Below are 16911 nucleotides of genomic sequence, written 5' to 3'. Positions count from 1 at the left end.
CACCCTATTTTTCAAAATTATCGGAAACCAACTGATTTAAAAGGCGAACACCATATCCGGTTGCGCCTTTATCCCAGAAAGTATCCGCTTTATCAGCCCAGACCATACCCGCAATATCAAGATGAGCCCAACGGACATCTTTATCAATAAAGCGTTTCAAGAACTGGGCCGCTGTAATGGAACCACCATAGCGGGGCCCAACATTTTTCATATCGGCAATATGGGAATCCAATAATTTATCATAGGCATCACCCATAGGAAGACGCCATAAGGCATCCCCCGATGAACGGCCTGCTTTCACTAGATTGTCGGCCAATTTTTCACAATTAGAAAATAAGCCCCCATATTCATGGCCTAATGAAATGATCATTGCCCCTGTCAGTGTCGCCAAATCAATAATGACTTCGGGTTTATAGTTCTTTTGTACCCAAGTTAAAACATCGCATAGGACGAGCCGTCCTTCTGCATCCGTATTGATCACTTCTACCGTCTGACCTGACATCGTTTTAACGACATCACCCGGACGCTGGGCATTGGCATCGGGCATATTTTCCACCAGACCACAAACACCGATGATGTCAGCTTTGGCTTTACGAAGCGCTAAGGCTTTCATAACCCCGACGACAGCGCCAGCGCCCCCCATATCCCATTTCATGCCTTCCATACCGGCCCCGGGTTTCAGGGAAATACCGCCACTATCAAAGGTAACCCCCTTACCCACAAAAGCGACAGGGCGGGAATCCGGCTTACCCGTGCCATTCCAACGCAAGGCTAAAAGACGCGGGGATCGAGCAGAGCCTTGGGCGACCCCCAACAAGGCGCCCATACCCGCTTCACGAAGGGCAGCTTCATCAAGAATTTCAACAGAAAGACCGATTTCGGCCAAAGGCTTGCAATGCTCAACAAAACTTTCAGGATAAAGGATATTGCCGGGTTCGGTGACCAGCATCCGAGTAAACAGAATACCTTCTGCTAAAGCGGAAAAGGGCTGCCAAGCTTTTTCTGCTTCTTTCTGGTCTACTTCAGCAAAATACAGTGATTTTAAACTGGGTTTTTTATCGTCTGATAAGGTCGTGCGATAGTTGTCTAGTTTATATCCCCGAAGCACAGCGCCATAGGCAAAGGAAGCGGCCGCTTTTGCGGTTTCTTTCTTTTTTACGGCGGCAAGGTCAATAGCAAGGCTCTCAAGACCAGAAGTTAAGAAGCGAGCAACAACCGCCGCACCTGCTTTATCATAGGCTTTATCGTTACCAAAACCGACTAAAACATACTGACGAACATTTCCCTTTTCCGGTAAAACTACCTCTAGAAGGCTACCTTCTTTACCCGTAAAACGCGCATTTTTTGCGGCTAAAGTTATTAATGCCCGCGCTTCATCACTAAAATCAGGAAGCTCGGAAACTGAAAAGCCTTCTTTTACCGGCAGTACCTTTACAGCCTGCTTATCAGCCGTATCAGCCTTGAAATAGATATTTAAAGGAAGTGCCATAATCACAATACTTTCATTCAAAAACAGCCGTCAGTCTTTTTCTAGGCTATACGATATAGCTATTTTATAAAGATATAATATCAAGGATAAAGTCGATCAGTTGATTGCGGGTCGAGTTTATAAAGTAGAATTATTAACCGACTTGCATCAGCTTTGCATAAAAAGGCCAAAAATACCCGAATGCGCCTACTTTAAGGTAAAAAAACCTTTCGACTTTTAATTGAGCTGTATAGAAAACGCCTGATACCAAATATTTGTATAAAACTACCATTCAGAATGGGCTGTCTATCAGCTCTCTTCTGATCACAAATGACTAGTCGTGATATTTCTTATGCCATAAGACGGCATGTTGTTGGATGTATTGTCATACGTTAAGGAGAAATGTGAGGTATTTCAGAACCGACATGCTCACGGCCATGCCGCTGATTCTGTCTAGTATTTTTCTAGCACCGGCTGTGGCTGAAACAGGCACGCTGTCCTCTGCTGCGTCTCCATCACTCGCAACGGATAAAAGCGCCGCTGATCTTGAAAGTGTTTCACCGCCCCAATCGGGTAAATACAATGATCCTATCGCCTTTGAGGCGGATAAAATGACCTATGACCGTGATAATGATATTGTAACGGTAAGTGGCAAGGTACACGCTAATCAAAATAATACCCGTCTTAGTGCCGATCAACTGCAATGGGACAGAAAAGCCGATAAGGTCCATGCCATCGGTCATGTCGTTATTATTAACGAAGATGGGGCCATTTCTTATAGTGATCAGGCCGATTTAGACCCGCATTTAAAAGATGGCGTTATTCAGAATATGCTTATGGTCTTACAAGATGGTAGCCGAGTAGCTGCGCAAAAAGCCTCGCATGTTAACGATGTTACAACCTTTGATATGGCCGCTTATACCCCGTGTCGGGTTATCAATGACGAAGGATGTCCTAAAACGCCGATATGGCGTATTTCTGCAGTTCGTATTGTCCGCGACCCTACACGGGAAAGGGTCACTTTCAAGTCGCCTCAGTTAGATGTTTTGGGTCGTACCCTCGTACGCTTACCCAGTTTTTCTTATCCTGACAACAGATCCAAAAGTAGTTCCGGTTTATTATTACCGCATATTCAAGAATCGAAAATCAACGGTTTCGAATTGTCGGCACCTTATTATTTCAAGTTGGCCGCCAATAAGGATTTAACCCTTACCCCTTATATTTATTCAAAAGTATTGCCGGGAATTGGCGCTCATTATCGCCAATTATTTGGAAAGGGCTTTTTTCAGGTCGAAGGCATGTTGACCCGCAGCACGCCGCTGCCGGCTGAAGAACAGAATTCTGCTAATAGTTCGCTGATTAGCTCGGATGCCCATGCTAAGATGCGTGGTTATATTAATGCAAATGGTAAATTTCAATTCGACCCCAAATGGAGTTTGACCGGATCCATCCGAGTAACGACGGATAAAACTTTCTTGCGCCGCTATGATTTTGCATGGGATGATCGCTTACGATCAACGCTTAATCTGGAACGGATTACGGATAAAAGTTATTTTTCAGTCTCGGGGTGGATCATTCAGGGATTACGTCCAACCGATCACTTTGGTACCCAGCCGATGGCTTTACCGCTTGTTGATTGGCGGAAAAGAATAGCTGATCCGTGGTTGGGAGGTGTCGTCTCGCTTCAGGCCAATACCCTCGCTCTAAGCCGTACAGACGGACAAGATACCCAACGGGCTTTTGTAAGCGCCGAATGGGATTTAAGAAAATACACTCCGTTGGGTCAACAGATAACCTACACCGCTTTACTGCGTGGTGATCTTTATCACAGCAATTACAATAATTTGACCCCCGAACTCTATCAGGGCACCGGCGGATGGCAACAACGCGGTATTGTTGCCGGTGCCGTAGATGCCAGTTGGCCTTTTGCAGGGGAAGCCTTCGGTGGAACACAAGTTATTACGCCACGTGTGCAGGTGGTAACCTCGCCCCATGTACGGAATCTGGCTATTCCCGATGAAGATTCCCGTGCACTTGATCTTCAGGATATTAATCTTTTCTCTATCAATCGTTTCCCGGGATATGATCGTTTTGAAGACGGAACGCGCGTAACCTATGGCGCCGAATACACAATGGAACGGCCTATGATCTCGGTTTATGGTAATCTTGGTCAAAGTGTGCGGTTGGTCAGAGAAGATGAAATTTTCCCGCAAGGAACAGGTTTCAACCGACGCTTTTCTGACTTTGTTGGCCGCATGTCGGTACGTTATGGCTCTTTCCTCAAGCTTACCGAACGCTTCCGGCTGGATCGGAAAACGTTAGCGATTCGCCGTCAGGAACTCGATTTGACGATCGGTTCAAAGCGCACTTACCTTATGGTCGGTTATCTTCAGTTAAGTCGCGATATTGATACCGCGATTGAACCGGATTTGGGTAATTACCGCGAATTACGTTTAGGTGGTCGTATCCAGATTGCCCATTACTGGTCTATTTTCGGTTCTGGTACTATCGATATGACAACGAAGAAAGACCAGATTGCCAATCAAAAGCAGATCGACATTGCAGATTCTGGGGTTATTTCCAATGGTTTCCAACCTGTCAGGCAACGTATTGGAATACAATATGATGATAATTGCCTGCAATTGGGTCTTACATGGCGTCGTGACTATTCAACGGTTGGCGATTCCCGTCGTGGTAATAGTTTTATGCTACGTTTTTCCCTTTATGGCACTGATAATAACTAGCTAAAAAAGGTATCCTATCCTTTAAATGTAAGGCGTAACAGCCAATATAGATAATCATTATTTAGTGATAAAAGCTATTTTTTCCGTTTTAAAAATAAAGCCCTTTTCGGATATAAAGAGGGTGATGTCAGACTTTATCGAGGATACAAGATTGCGTTTGCCGCAAAAAATAGGCGCCGTTTCTAAAAAACGGATAAAACAGATTGTAACGGTTCTAGCTGCGACTGTAGCTTTAACCCCGGCTTTGTTATTGGCAGACCCCGATGCAGCGGATCTTAAATTACCCCATGATCTGACTATTTTTAGTAAAAGTGATCCCAATGTTCACAAGGCAACCGCCATTGTAAACGGTACCATTATTACTAATACGGATATTGATCAGAGCTTTGCCTTGGCCGCGGCCGGAAGTGGCGGCCAGATCCCGGAAGAAGAACGGAGTCAGCTTCGATTACAGATTTTACGCAATCTAATTGATGAAACACTTCAGGTTCAAGAAGCTAAAGCGAACGATATTATTGTTACGCCCGCTGAAATTAATCAGACATATGAGCATTTTGCTCGAAATCTGAAAAAAACCCCGGAAGGATTTTCTGAATATCTCCATAATATTGGGGCTTCAGAAAAAGCGCTGAAGCGTCAGATCGAGGGAGAATTAGCCTGGCGACGTTTAATGGGACGGCGGATTGAGCCTTTTATCAACGTCAGCAACGAAGAAGTTCAGGGTATTATTAACCGATTGAAGGCAGCCAAGGGTAAAGAAGAATATCATGTTGTCGAGATTTTCTTATCGGCAACGGATGCCAATCGTGCTGAAGTCAAAGCCAATGCCACGCGTATCGCCCAACAAATTTTAAAGGAAGGTGGCGCTGCTGCCTTTTCGGCCTATGCACGACAATATTCAGAAGCTTCGACCGCAGCAAGAGGCGGCGATATGGACTGGGTACGCGCTGAACAATTGCCGGATGCGTTAGCGCAGGCTGTTCAAAAGATGCCGGTTGGTTCTGCGGTGGGACCCTTGGAAACGCCTAGTGGGTTTTCTATTATCGCCCTTGAAGATAAGCGTGAAATTCTGGGGGTTGATCCTCGGGACGCTATTTTGTCTTTAAAACAACTGTATGTAAATTTTCCACCCGGCACGACCAAGGAAACCGCCGAGCCTAAAATTACAGCTTTTGCGGATGCGGTCAAACAGATCAAGGGCTGTGGTTCTGTCAATGATATTGCGGCAAAAGTGGGCGGCGAGGTCATTGAAAATGATCAAGTTAGTATTCGCCAGATGCCTGAAGCCTTACAGCATATGATGACGACCCTTCAAATCGGTGAAGCAACGCCGCCTTTCGGTTCGCTTAATGAAGGTATTCGGGTTTTGGTATTATGTGGTCGCGATGATCCCAAGGTCGCAAAAGCACCGAATTTTCAGCAAATTCATAATAGATTGCAAGAGGAACGCCTTACAAAACGTGCTACACGATACCTACGCGATTTACGGCGTGATGCTATTATCGAGTATCGTTAAAATTTAATATTAGACCGTATAGAGTAAGGCTGGAACAGAATATGAAACCGCTTGTCGTAACTTTGGGAGACCCTGCGGGTATTGGGCCTGAAATTGTCGCTAAAGCATGGCGTCGTCGAGAAAATGAAAAGTTAATGCCTTTTTTTGCGGTAGGCAGTGTGGCGTCTTTAAAAGCGGCTTCTGATATTCCGGTAAAAGTTATTCATCATCCCGATGAAGCCTTACGCTATTTTGACCAAGCCTTACCGCTTTTTGAAATTCCTTCTCTAGCAGAGGTGAGATTAGGGCAACCCGATCAGGCCGGAGCCCAAGTAACGTTTTCGGCTTTAGAAGTCGGCGTTAAAATGGCACTTCATGAGAGTGCGTCCGCTTTGGTTACCGCACCTGTTTCAAAAGAGCATCTCTATAAAGTAGGCTTTACTTTTCCCGGTCAGACAGAATTTGTAGCAGACCGATGCGGTATTGCCCCCGATCAAACGGTTATGATGTTAGCGGGGCCGGACTTGCGGACAGTCCCCCTTACTATTCATATTCCTTATAAAGATGTGCCGTCTGCTTTAACCCTTGATTTAATTATCAGCCGTGCACGCGTGACCGCAGAAGGGTTGCGGTATAATTTTGGTATTCAATCCCCCCGTCTGGTTATCGCAGGGTTAAATCCCCATGCGGGTGAAAATGGAGCGATTGGACGTGAAGAAATCGAGATCATTCGTCCGGCTGTAAAACAACTTCAATCAGAAGGCATCGATATTCAAGGGCCTTTTGCCGCCGATACGTTATTTAATCCTCGCGCTCGGGCAGGCTATGATGCAGCATTATGCCCTACCCATGATCAAGCGCTTATTCCTATTAAAACTATCAATTTCGATAATGGCGTCAATACAACGTTGGGGCTGCCTATTATTCGAACCTCTCCCGATCATGGGACCGCCTTTGCATTGGCAGGGAAAGACAAAGCCGATGAGGGCGCTATGGTTGCAGCCCTTTTGATGGCGGCTGAATCTGTCCATCATCGACAGGCCTATAAAAAAATCCATGCGTTATAAGTAGAAACAAAATGTCCCAAACTGAAAAACTTGAACCTTTACGTGCGGTAATAGCACGCTATGGGCTGGCAGCTGATAAGCGGCTGGGACAAAATTTTTTGTTGGATAGTCAGCTTTTAAATAGAATTGCCCGTGTTCCGGGTGATTTAGAAAATACGTCTGTTTATGAAGTAGGCCCCGGCCCGGGCGGACTAACGCGTGCTTTGTTATCAGTGGGGGCACATGTCACCGCTGTTGAACGCGATCGTCGCTGTTTGCCCGCCCTTGAAGAGTTATCGCTGCTCTTTCCTGAAAAATTGCAGATAATTTCTGGCGATGCGATGACGGTCGATGAAGCCCAAATTCTAGGCAAGGATATTCATATTGTCGCTAATCTGCCTTATAATGTGGGCACGGCCTTACTTATTCGGTGGTTGACGGTAAAAACATGGTATCCTTGGTGGCGTTCTTTAACCTTGATGTTTCAGAAGGAAGTCGCAGAACGCATTACGGCAAAGGTGGGCAGTGAACATTATGGACGACTGTCTGTTTTGGCGCAGTGGCGCAGTCAGGCAAAACTGAGTTTTACCGTCCATCGCTCGGCTTTTGTTCCACCGCCTAAAGTGACGTCTGCTATTGTGCATCTTACCCCAAAAGCGCAACCGGAACAGACATCGCTGGCGACTTTAGAAAAAGTAACGGCTGCAGCTTTTAATCAGCGCAGGAAAATGCTTCGTCAAAGCTTAAAAAATACTGAAGGAGCCATGGAGGCGTTAGAAGCGATAGGGATTGAATCCAGCCGTCGGCCAGAAACCTTATCAGTAGAAGAATTTGTTGCCATTGCCCGTCATTTAGACAGTAGCGCCCCAAAAGCAGCTTGAATAACATTTCATCCGAATGAATTGCGTCTTGGGACGGTTCATTCGGATGTCTTAGAAAGAATTAATGCGTTTCAGGGGCTTTTGGAGATTGTGATTTTTCCTCTGAGGATGTCGTCGCCGGTGTTTCCGCCGCAGTGGGCGCTGGAGCGGTCTTTAGCGGGGTATTAGTATCATTTGCGCTATTCTCTGACTTTATGGGCGCAATAGCCGGAGGCCCTTTCGCAATGACAGCCGATAAAGAAGTATAAGCGGGACATTCCGTCTGACAAATTGTCTTAATTTTTTCCAGATTTTGCTTTGCCCGCGCAACCGCCCCTTGCGCCACCATAGATTCGCCTTGGGCTTCCAAAGCGGTTAGGTCATTCGGATCTATATTAAGCGCTTCCCGATAAAAACGAATAGATTTGCCGGGTAATCCTTGGGCAAAAGCGACCTTTCCCAAAGCCGTAAAGGCGTTTTTATTCCGTGGATCGACGGCTAATGCCGATTCAAACATCTGTGCCGCCTGAACTAGATGGCCTTCTTGTTGCAGTTTTTCGCCATGAAGCATCAAATTAACCGAATAAGGATTAATCTGATTATCGGGTTTTTCTCCATTTGAAACCGCAGATCCGGACGCCAATGTCAGCGACAAGACAAGGGCTAGTGGCGAAAAATTCATTATTTTCTCCGGAAAAGAAATAGGCTGATAAGAATTCGTCACGACGGAAATCATCTGCTCATATCCAAAAGACTTAACCTGCAAATTGGATAATCGCAATCAATAGCTCTATTTTATGCTAGTCTGGAAGCATGATGGATTATCTGACAAGAAAATGAATGAAACTAACCTGAATATTTTAACCGACTGATAAAAAAACCATCCGTTTGATCTTTTAACACGGTAAGCCGCCGCCCATTTTCCTGAACACTTCCAACAGGAATAGCGATATTTTCGACTGTCCAGTCGGAATGGCGATCCAAAAAAGCGGCAATCTGATCATTGCCTTCTTCGTTCAGCAAAGAACAAACCACATAGACCAAATGGCCGCCCGGTTGCACAAGCTTCGTCGCCATATCGAGAAGATAAGCCTGTATTGCGGTTAAACGGCTTAGACGTTCTGGGTTAAGACGCCATCTTGCTTCAGGATTCCGACGCCATGTGCCTGTCCCCGAGCAAGGCGCATCAATCAAGACCAAATCTTCTTTTTCAAAAAGATCGGCTAAAGCCTGATCTTCTTCTTTGGGATTGAGAAGACGTTGTTCTACCGTCTCGATACCGGCTCTTTTTAAGCGCGGCTGTAAGCGCGATAAACGGGAACGATCCGTATCGCAGGCAATCAAACCGTGCCCATCGCCCCCATCAGCCAGAATATCGCTGGCTAGGGCTAGGGTTTTGCCCCCTGCCCCCGCACAAAGGTCAACAATCCGCATGTCTGATTTTGCCTGACATATCAGGGACGCCCATTGCGAGCCAGCATCCTGAACTTCAACAGCGCCTTTTTGCCAGAGCGGTGATTTTTCAACCTGAGTGCCTTCAGTCAAGCGGACCCCATAAGGAAGGCCTTCAATAGGTTTACCTTCTGGAAAGGCTTCTAAGACGGCTTCTAAATTTGTGATATGAGGATTAAACCGAATATCAAGCGGAGCACGTCCTAATAAAGCGTTTTGTTCATCCTTATCTAAATAGCCATCCATCTTTTGGGCGAGCCACAAAGGCAGTAAGGACGGATTTTCTGCGGATTTCTGTGCCGCATACTCGATTTCTTGTGGTAAGATAGGCGCTGGCGCATGTTTACCCCCATCGAATAAAGCGGCCAGTTCAGGATCATCTTTGGCCAGCCTTATCATGGCAGACCGTCCGTTTTTAGGACAGTCACCAATATGACGGATGGCGCGATAAACGAGCGCCCTCACCGCAGCCCGATCTTTGGAACCCGCATAGCGGCGCGTTTTAAAATAACCGCTAATCAGCCTATCGGCCGCTGATCCTTCATCACGGGCTGCGTTGATTATCTGATCAAGCAGTTCGATGGCGGCTTCTACTCTTGCTTGAGGGATCACCGCCAAGACTCCTTAAATAAGAAATTAATGTCCCGTCAGCCTTTTAGCGAAGCGGGTAGTTAGGGGCTTCACGCGTGATAGAAACGTCGTGAACATGGCTTTCGCTTAAACCTGCGCCGGTAATACGGACAAATTTACCCCGTTTTTGCAATTCAGGAATAGTAGCAGAGCCTGTATATCCCATTGCAGCCTTAATGCCACCCGTCAATTGATGGATAACAGCCGCCGCAGCACCTTTATAAGGTACCTGTCCTTCAATACCTTCCGGCACTAATTTCATCTGATCTTTGACGTCTTGCTGGAAGTAGCGATCAGCTGAACCCAGCGCCATAGCGCCTACCGATCCCATGCCACGGTAAGATTTATAAGAGCGTCCTTGATAGATGAAAGTTTCACCCGGGGCTTCTTCGGTACCGGCCAACAAAGAACCGACCATTACCGTTGAAGCACCAGCCGCCAAGGCTTTGGCCAAGTCACCCGAAGTTCTTAATCCGCCATCAGCGATAATAGGAACATTGGATTTAGAGGCTTCTTCCGCTGATTCCATAACAGCGCTTAACTGAGGCACGCCCACACCGGCAACCACTCGCGTGGTACAAATAGAGCCCGGCCCAATACCGATTTTTACAGCATCGGCGCCTGAATCAATCAAGAAGCGTGTGGCTTCAGGGGTGGCAACGTTACCCGCAACAACCTGAATTTTACTGGATAAGCGTTTCAGGCGTTCTACAGCACGACCCACATTGATGTTGTGACCATGGGCCGTATCAATAACAATCAAATCACAACCAGCATCAATCAGTGCCTCGGCCCGTTCGAAACCGGAATCACCAACCGTCGTTGCAGCGGCAATACGTAAACGACCTGAATTATCCTTGGTTGCCGCCGGATAAGCTACCGCTTTTTCAATATCCTTGACGGTGATCAAGCCTAAACAATGATAATTGTCATCAACAACCAAAAGCTTTTCAATACGGCGTTGATGTAACAGACGGCGCGCTTCATCCTGACTAACCCCCGGTTTGACGGTTGCCAGATTTTCACAAGTCATCAATTCAGATACTAATTGTTCTGGATGTTCGGCAAAACGGACATCGCGGTTGGTAAGAATACCTGCCAGACGGCCCGACGCTTCTACGACCGGAATACCTGAAATATGATAGCGTGCCATTAATTCGCGCGCTTCGCGCAAGTTACTGTTAGGCGTAATAGTGATAGGATCAACAACCATACCACTTTCAAAACGCTTTACCTGCCGTACAGCGTCAGCCTGTTCTTCTACCGTCATATTACGGTGTAAAACGCCAAGGCCGCCTAATTGGGCCATGACAATACCCATCTTGGCTTCTGTTACCGTATCCATGGCAGAAGACAACATGGGGATATTAAGTGAAATTTCCCGCGTCAGGTTTGTGCGGAGGTCGGCCTGACTAGGAAGAACATCAGAGGCTGCCGGACGAAGTAATACATCGTCAAAAGTGAGGCCTAGACTGATTTCCATGATGTGAATCCCCCGGATCAGGCCCGTTCAAAACCTTATAGAAAGAAGATATAAGGATCTGATTGGGCAATAAGATTCGTAGCCCTATAGAAGGTGATGACCAAGCTTTCTAGCACCCAAGACAATTTTCCTGATTTATTCTTCATTTTCTGTCTATATCAGCGGCTAAGACAACACAGTTAGGAACAGGAAAACCGTTATAACCTGCGACAAAGAAAGAAATTTTTACCGGATAATGGTTGCCATTTCAAAATATTTGTGCAGTAGAGCAGAGATAAAATGACTGCTTCAATCGCCTTGGTCGATGATGACCGTAATATATTAGCCTCTATTTCCATTACCCTTCAATCAGAAGGTTTTGGGGTCAGGGTCTATTCGGATGGGAAAATGGCGCTTGAAGCGTTGTTGGACGCTCCGCCTGATCTGGTTGTTTTGGATATCAAGATGCCCAGCATGGACGGCATGGAAGTTTTGCGTCGATTACGTGAAAAAAGCATGATTCCGGTGATTTTTCTTACCTCTAAAGATGATGAATTGGATGAAGCCTTGGGGCTGGCTTTGGGCGCAGATGATTATATTGCCAAACCCTTTTCCCAGCGCCTTCTTATTGCCCGTATTCGTGCTTTGTTACGGCGTACCGAAGCACGGCATAGTGAATTATCGCCAGATAATGCTTCTCAATCAAGAGAAAATGCGGTTATTACAAGAGGACGCCTTGTTATGGACCCAGCAAGGCATCGGGTTTCATGGGAGGGTAAAGATGTTAACCTTACCGTTACCGAGTTTCTTATTTTAGAAGCGCTTGCCCAACGTCCAGGCTTTGTAAAATCACGTGATCAGTTGATGGATACCGCTTATCAAGATGATGTATATGTTGATGATCGTACCATAGACAGTCATATCAAGCGCCTGCGGCGTAAATTCCGTCAGGTAGATAATCAATTCAAAAGTATAGAGACGCTCTATGGCATCGGCTACCGATTTGCCGAAGAATAAAGAAACAGGTTTTTCCCGTCATAATTGGCGACGTAACGAGCTCGCGCTGGGTTGGTCAGCGCGTTGGTCGCTGACGGCGCGGATTTTGGCCATTAATATCTTTGTCCTTCTGATATTTGCCGGTAGTTTCTTCTATGTCGCCCAATATCGGGATCGCTTGACGGGTCTTCAAACCGGAAAATATAAGGCAATGGTCGAACTTATTGCCGATAATCTGGACGATTCACCAAGGGAAGACTGGCCTGATCTGGTTAAAAGAATGGGACAGCAAACCGGATTTCGTATCAGAATTTTTGATAATAAAGGCGCTCAAATTTCTGATAGTTGGAAAGGACAAACCCCAACTTACGTTATTCATGATCCGGCACAGGATACGTGGCAGCATCGTTTAGCCCGTTTAATGGATCAGATTAATGATACGGTTGTTCGGGCACAACCCTTACCCTATTATGAAGAACCGCAGCATGATACGCTGCATGCATGGCCAGAGGCTGTGGAAGCCCGTGATCAGAATAAACTTTCTACCCGATTACGTTGGGCCGCCGATCGGACACCCTTGATTTCTATCGCAGCCCCCCTTCGAAAAGAAGGTGCGACGTTATTTACGACGGATAATCCACGCTATATTACACATAAAGTGCGGAGACAGCGTTTTTGGGCGATGATCGTTTTATTGGTGGTCACCTCAGTTTCCTTAGGACTTTCCCTGTTTTTAGCCCGCACAATTGTTCACCCTCTTAAGAGTTTAGCGAAGGCTGCTGTTCGGGTTCGATTAGGACGAGAACGGGAAGTGAAAGTCCCGCGGCTTCCGGCTAGAAGGGATGAAATCGGCCTTTTGGCAAGAGCGCTTTCGGACATGAATACAGCGCTTCAACAGCGTATTGATGCCACTGAAGCCTTTGCTGCTGATGTAACACATGAATTGAAAAATCCTCTAGCTTCGTTGCGTTCTGCGGTTGATAGCCTTGAAATCATTAAGGAAGATCATCTAAGGCGTCAGCTTATCAACGTCTTACGGGATGATATTCAACGGCTTGATCGGCTGATTACCGATATTTCGGAAGCTTCCCGTGTCGATGCCGAAATGGCGCGTTCAAGTTTTGAGGTGATTGACCTTGGTCCCCTTATTCAAGGCATTACTGAACATTGTCAAAGACGACCCGATGCGTCCGATGTCAGAATTGCTTTTGCTCGACCGCAGTCAGGTATTGCCGTTGTCTTGGGCGATGGTGCCCGTTTGACCCGTGTTTTTGAAAATCTGATCGATAATGCGATTTCTTTTTCTCCCCCTGATGGCTTGGTCACTATTGCCGCTACACGTGATGGCGATGATGTCGTTATTTGGGTAGAGGATGAAGGGCCCGGTGTAGCAAAAGAGGCAAGAGAAGAAATTTTTCGCCGCTTCCACTCTGTCCGCCCTAGTCAAGAAGCTTTCGGACGGCATAGCGGCCTAGGCTTGGCCATTGCTAAGGCAACGGTTGAAGCCCACCATGGCACTATCGAAGTCGAGAATCGTGCGAATGGTCAGAAAGGGGCAAAATTTATTATTCATCTCCCCGCTGCCCCCATTATTCCGACTATGCCTTCTTCTAGATCTTAAATATTGGAATCAGATAATAGCGGTCGCTCATAGCTTTTTGATATTCGCAGAGAAAAAGAACTAGGCTATAAAAAGCTATGAGCAGGTCTTTTATACCTTCTGATGATTTTTTCTCTTTTACTGCTGAAGATGAAGAGACCTTTTTTTCGTATAAAAAGCCGTTGGTGATACATGCCACAACGGTGGCTATTAAAAATCTGGCGGTTCTTTTAATAGGTCGATCAGGAAGTGGAAAATCTGATCTCGCTTTACGCCTCCTTGATCGGGGCGCTAGCTTGGTCAGCGATGATTATACCTTAATTGAGCCTATTTATACTTCTGATACAAAAAGTTTATTGGCAAAAGCGCCCCCTTCTATCGCGCATTTATTGGAAGTAAGGGGGCTAGGCATTATAACTATCCCTTATATTACCACGGCAAAAATAGCCTTATTAGCAATTTTGGATCAACAACCGAAAAGAATGCCTGAAAAGGATAGCCATAGCGTGATAGGGGATATTCGGATTCCTCAAATAAGACTTAATGCTTTTGAAAATTCTGCACCTTTAAAAATTGAAATCAAAATTGACTGTTTACTTGGCGATATTCTGTTAGAGAATTGACAAGAAAGAGGATATTTCAAGCATGGCCCAGAATAATTCATCTGAAATAATCCCTCCGCTTGATGCCTCATCAGCCCCACCGCCCAAACGTATTATTTTAGTGTCTGGTCTATCGGGTGCGGGTAAATCCACTACACTCCGTACTTTTGAAGATATGGGGTGGGAAACAGTCGATAATTTGCCGCTCTCTTTATTAGAGCGTCTTATTTTAACACCGCCCTCCTCTGCCTCCTCTGTTACCCCCTATGAAGGGCGGCCTTTAGCCTTAGGCATAGATAGTCGCACCCGCGGTTTTGATGCGAAAGCTTTTCTAAAGGACATAGTGCAGTTACGAAAACACCACGCCCAACCTATTGATATTCTGTTTCTGGATTGTTCGGATAGCGAATTGATGCGTCGTTTTGACACCACAAGACGACGCCATCCTTTGGCGCTTGATCGACCTATGGAAGATGGAATCGCACAGGAACGTGAATTTTTAGCCCCGCTTCGAGAAGCCGCCGAGTTTTTAATTGATACTACCACAACCAGCAGCCACAGCCTGCAATTAGAAATAAGACAACGTTTTGGGGCAAAAAATAGCTTGGCGCCCAATGTATCTATTTTATCCTTTGGTTTTTCACGCGGCATCCCGCGTAACTGCGATTTGCTCTTTGATATGCGTTTTTTACAGAACCCTTATTGGGACAAAAAATTACGGCCTCTGACAGGGTTGGATGCGGAAGTAGCCCAGTATATCGAGCAAGATCCGGCCTGTGCGTCGGCTTTAAGTAAAATTGAAGATCTTCTTCTTTTTTTACTGCCGCGCTATATAACAACAGGTAAGAGCTATATTATTATTGCTTTTGCCTGCACGGGAGGACGGCATCGTTCTGTCTATGCGGCAGAATGGATGGCTGCAAAGTTGCGTCAAGCGCATTTTTCTCTCACTATTACCCATCGTGATTTAAAATTACCTCTACTCGAATCACAACCCGAGGCGTTTAGAGGCGGAAAGGAATATCAAGGCGGATGAGCACTGAATGATTGGATTAGTATTAGTAACCCATGGGGGGCTAGCGGCGGAATTCGTCACGGCTATGGAACATGTCGTCGGGAAGCAAGAGGGGATAGTCGCTATCTGCATCGGCCCTGACGATGATATGGAAATCAGGCGTGCTGATATAGCACAAGCCATTTCGGAGGTAGAAACAGGGGACGGGGTTATTTTATTAACGGATTTGTTTGGCGGCACGCCTTCTAATCTGGCTATTTCCCTTATGCAGCCCGGCAAGGTAGAAGTCATTGCGGGAATCAATCTGCCAATGCTAATCCGGCTGGAACGGGCACGCAGGCAACAAGATGTTCAGGCCGCTGTTGCGGCTGCCCGTGAAGCAGGACGTAAGTATATTTCAGTTGCATCAGAAATATTAGGCGAATCATTATGACCTCCGTTACACGTAAAGTAAAAATTTCTAATAAACGCGGTCTTCATGCCCGTGCCAGTGCCCGTTTCGTTGCTTTAGCTTCTGCCCAGTCAGCCACTATCGAAGTCGAAAAAGATGGCTCAAAAGTGATCGGCACCTCGATTATGGGATTAATGATGTTAGGGGCCGCTATTGGCGATTATGTCACTATTCATGCTTCAGGTGTAGGTGCAGAACGGGCGGCCAGCGCATTAGCTGATTTAGTTGAACAAAAATTCGGTGAAGAATAAACAAGGATAATCTGGTTTTTTCATGCCAAGATCGATTACAGCCTTTTCTAATCCCCTTATTAAACGCATCCGCGCTTTACGCGATAAGAAGCATCGCCGTGAAGAAGGACTGTTTTTAGCTGAAGGATTGCGTATTTTAACAGAAGCACGGGAAGCGGGCTATATTCCGGTCTATATCTTCTTTGCGGCTGATAGTGCCCCTCATCCCTTAGTAAAAACCTTGATTGAGGCAGTTGAGGAAACGGGCGGGGAAGCTATAGAAACCAGTCGTGATATTCTTCATAAATTATCCGGCAAAGATAATCCCCAAACGGTTATCGGTGTATTTGAAGCCTTTACACAATCTTTATCCGATATTGATCGTCATCAAGCGCCTATCTGGTTGGTCGCCCAATCTTTAAGAGACCCCGGTAATCTTGGCACTCTACTCCGTACGGGTGATGCCGTCGGTGCAGGGGGCCTTATCTTGATTGATGATTGTGTTGATCCTTTTTCAGTAGAAGCCGTCCGCGCTACTATGGGGGCACTCTTTACCCAAAAAATAGTAACAGCGCGCTGGGAAGATTTTATCCTATGGCTGAAGCAGGATAAGGGGGAATTGATCGGGGCCAGCTTAAGAGCTTCCCAAGATTATCAGCAACCGATTTATAGAACGCCTAGCTTTGTTTTGGTTGGGAATGAAGCACAGGGTCTTCCTGCAACCTATGAAGATGCGTGCGATCATTTGGTAAAAATACCGATGATGGGTCGGGCAGATAGCCTTAACGTTGCTGTTGCAGGCGCGATTATGGCCTATGAAGTTTTAAATCAGCAACGGAAAAGTGGTTAAGTTACTCATT

15 protein-coding genes are annotated in these 16911 nt (G+C 46.1%); 11 read left to right on the top strand and 4 right to left on the bottom strand.

What is annotated here, in order from left to right:
* Window positions 1–4: 4 nt before the first annotated feature.
* The gene (locus ZYMOP_RS00155) at window positions 5–1489 is read right to left on the bottom strand and encodes a leucyl aminopeptidase (protein WP_013933335.1); all 1485 of its coding nucleotides are present in this window, start codon (window positions 1487–1489) and stop codon (window positions 5–7) included.
* Between the two features lie 383 nt (window positions 1490–1872).
* Between ZYMOP_RS00155 and ZYMOP_RS00150 the strand changes: the two genes are divergently transcribed.
* The 4 genes from ZYMOP_RS00150 to rsmA all read left to right on the top strand — a co-directional run bounded on the left by ZYMOP_RS00150 (window position 1873) and on the right by rsmA (window position 7634).
* Window positions 1873–4212: an LPS-assembly protein LptD gene (locus ZYMOP_RS00150; RefSeq protein ID WP_013933334.1), complete on the top strand. Its 2340-nt coding sequence runs from the start codon at window positions 1873–1875 to the stop codon at window positions 4210–4212.
* 124 nt (window positions 4213–4336) lie between these two features.
* Window positions 4337–5728 (top strand): peptidylprolyl isomerase, encoded by a 1392-nt coding sequence (locus tag ZYMOP_RS00145; protein WP_013933333.1) that lies wholly within the window; start codon window positions 4337–4339, stop codon window positions 5726–5728.
* A gap of 41 nt (window positions 5729–5769) precedes the next feature.
* Window positions 5770–6774, top strand: coding sequence for a 4-hydroxythreonine-4-phosphate dehydrogenase PdxA (pdxA, locus tag ZYMOP_RS00140; RefSeq protein ID WP_013933332.1), 1005 nt, complete (start codon window positions 5770–5772; stop codon window positions 6772–6774).
* Between the two features lie 11 nt (window positions 6775–6785).
* The gene (gene rsmA, locus ZYMOP_RS00135; protein WP_013933331.1) at window positions 6786–7634 is read left to right on the top strand and encodes a 16S rRNA (adenine(1518)-N(6)/adenine(1519)-N(6))-dimethyltransferase RsmA; all 849 of its coding nucleotides are present in this window, start codon (window positions 6786–6788) and stop codon (window positions 7632–7634) included.
* Between the two features lie 61 nt (window positions 7635–7695).
* Here rsmA and ZYMOP_RS00130 read toward each other — a convergent pair whose 3' ends face one another.
* From ZYMOP_RS00130 to guaB, 3 genes are all read right to left on the bottom strand, one after another.
* Window positions 7696–8295, bottom strand: coding sequence for a tetratricopeptide repeat protein (locus tag ZYMOP_RS00130; RefSeq protein ID WP_013933330.1), 600 nt, complete (start codon window positions 8293–8295; stop codon window positions 7696–7698).
* A 164-nt stretch (window positions 8296–8459) separates the two neighbouring features.
* Entirely contained in the window at window positions 8460–9677 is a 1218-nt protein-coding gene (locus ZYMOP_RS00125; RefSeq protein ID WP_013933329.1) for an RsmB/NOP family class I SAM-dependent RNA methyltransferase, read from the bottom strand.
* Between the two features lie 43 nt (window positions 9678–9720).
* Window positions 9721–11178, bottom strand: a complete 1458-nt coding sequence (gene guaB, locus ZYMOP_RS00120) for an IMP dehydrogenase (protein ID WP_013933328.1) — start codon at window positions 11176–11178, stop codon at window positions 9721–9723.
* Window positions 11179–11457: 279 nt separating this feature from the next.
* Between guaB and ZYMOP_RS00115 the strand changes: the two genes are divergently transcribed.
* From ZYMOP_RS00115 to ZYMOP_RS00085, 7 genes are all read left to right on the top strand, one after another.
* A complete protein-coding gene (locus ZYMOP_RS00115; RefSeq protein ID WP_013933327.1) occupies window positions 11458–12174 on the top strand; it encodes a response regulator transcription factor in 717 nt (238 codons plus the stop codon).
* On the top strand, window positions 12143–13774 hold the full coding sequence (locus ZYMOP_RS00110) for a sensor histidine kinase (RefSeq protein ID WP_013933326.1): 1632 nt from the start codon (window positions 12143–12145) through the stop codon (window positions 13772–13774). Before ZYMOP_RS00115 ends, ZYMOP_RS00110 begins: the two co-directional genes overlap by 32 nt.
* A 77-nt stretch (window positions 13775–13851) precedes the next feature.
* Entirely contained in the window at window positions 13852–14376 is a 525-nt protein-coding gene (locus tag ZYMOP_RS00105) for an HPr kinase/phosphorylase (protein ID WP_013933325.1), read from the top strand.
* A gap of 22 nt (window positions 14377–14398) precedes the next feature.
* Complete coding sequence (gene rapZ, locus ZYMOP_RS00100; protein WP_013933324.1) at window positions 14399–15391, top strand: RNase adapter RapZ; 993 nt, start codon at window positions 14399–14401, stop codon at window positions 15389–15391.
* Between the two features lie 7 nt (window positions 15392–15398).
* The gene (locus ZYMOP_RS00095; protein ID WP_013933323.1) at window positions 15399–15803 is read left to right on the top strand and encodes a PTS sugar transporter subunit IIA; all 405 of its coding nucleotides are present in this window, start codon (window positions 15399–15401) and stop codon (window positions 15801–15803) included.
* Window positions 15800–16072, top strand: coding sequence for an HPr family phosphocarrier protein (locus tag ZYMOP_RS00090; protein WP_013933322.1), 273 nt, complete (start codon window positions 15800–15802; stop codon window positions 16070–16072). The genes ZYMOP_RS00095 and ZYMOP_RS00090 overlap by 4 nt, the downstream gene beginning before the upstream one ends.
* 22 nt (window positions 16073–16094) lie before the next feature.
* On the top strand, window positions 16095–16901 hold the full coding sequence (locus tag ZYMOP_RS00085; RefSeq protein WP_013933321.1) for a TrmH family RNA methyltransferase: 807 nt from the start codon (window positions 16095–16097) through the stop codon (window positions 16899–16901).
* The last annotated feature ends 10 nt before the right edge of the window (window positions 16902–16911 follow it).

Source organism: Zymomonas mobilis subsp. pomaceae ATCC 29192, from assembly GCF_000218875.1.
GTDB classification, from domain to species: domain Bacteria; phylum Pseudomonadota; class Alphaproteobacteria; order Sphingomonadales; family Sphingomonadaceae; genus Zymomonas; species Zymomonas pomaceae.
Note: the sequence above shows the minus strand (reverse complement) of the source record. Positions and strands in the feature narration are given on the sequence as shown.

Excerpts from the sequence above, each read along its gene's own strand:
- ZYMOP_RS00155 (WP_013933335.1), bottom strand. The coding sequence starts at position 1,489 with ATGGCACTTCCTTTAAATATCTATTTCAAGGCTGATACGGCTGATAAG.
- ZYMOP_RS00145 (WP_013933333.1), top strand. The coding sequence starts at position 4,337 with ATGTCAGACTTTATCGAGGATACAAGATTGCGTTTGCCGCAAAAAATA.
- pdxA (WP_013933332.1), top strand. The coding sequence starts at position 5,770 with ATGAAACCGCTTGTCGTAACTTTGGGAGACCCTGCGGGTATTGGGCCT.
- rsmA (WP_013933331.1), top strand. The coding sequence starts at position 6,786 with ATGTCCCAAACTGAAAAACTTGAACCTTTACGTGCGGTAATAGCACGC.
- ZYMOP_RS00130 (WP_013933330.1), bottom strand. The coding sequence starts at position 8,295 with ATGAATTTTTCGCCACTAGCCCTTGTCTTGTCGCTGACATTGGCGTCC.
- guaB (WP_013933328.1), bottom strand. The coding sequence starts at position 11,178 with ATGGAAATCAGTCTAGGCCTCACTTTTGACGATGTATTACTTCGTCCG.
- ZYMOP_RS00115 (WP_013933327.1), top strand. The coding sequence starts at position 11,458 with ATGACTGCTTCAATCGCCTTGGTCGATGATGACCGTAATATATTAGCC.
- ZYMOP_RS00110 (WP_013933326.1), top strand. The coding sequence starts at position 12,143 with ATGGCATCGGCTACCGATTTGCCGAAGAATAAAGAAACAGGTTTTTCC.
- ZYMOP_RS00105 (WP_013933325.1), top strand. The coding sequence starts at position 13,852 with ATGAGCAGGTCTTTTATACCTTCTGATGATTTTTTCTCTTTTACTGCT.
- rapZ (WP_013933324.1), top strand. The coding sequence starts at position 14,399 with ATGGCCCAGAATAATTCATCTGAAATAATCCCTCCGCTTGATGCCTCA.
- ZYMOP_RS00095 (WP_013933323.1), top strand. The coding sequence starts at position 15,399 with ATGATTGGATTAGTATTAGTAACCCATGGGGGGCTAGCGGCGGAATTC.
- ZYMOP_RS00090 (WP_013933322.1), top strand. The coding sequence starts at position 15,800 with ATGACCTCCGTTACACGTAAAGTAAAAATTTCTAATAAACGCGGTCTT.
- ZYMOP_RS00085 (WP_013933321.1), top strand. The coding sequence starts at position 16,095 with ATGCCAAGATCGATTACAGCCTTTTCTAATCCCCTTATTAAACGCATC.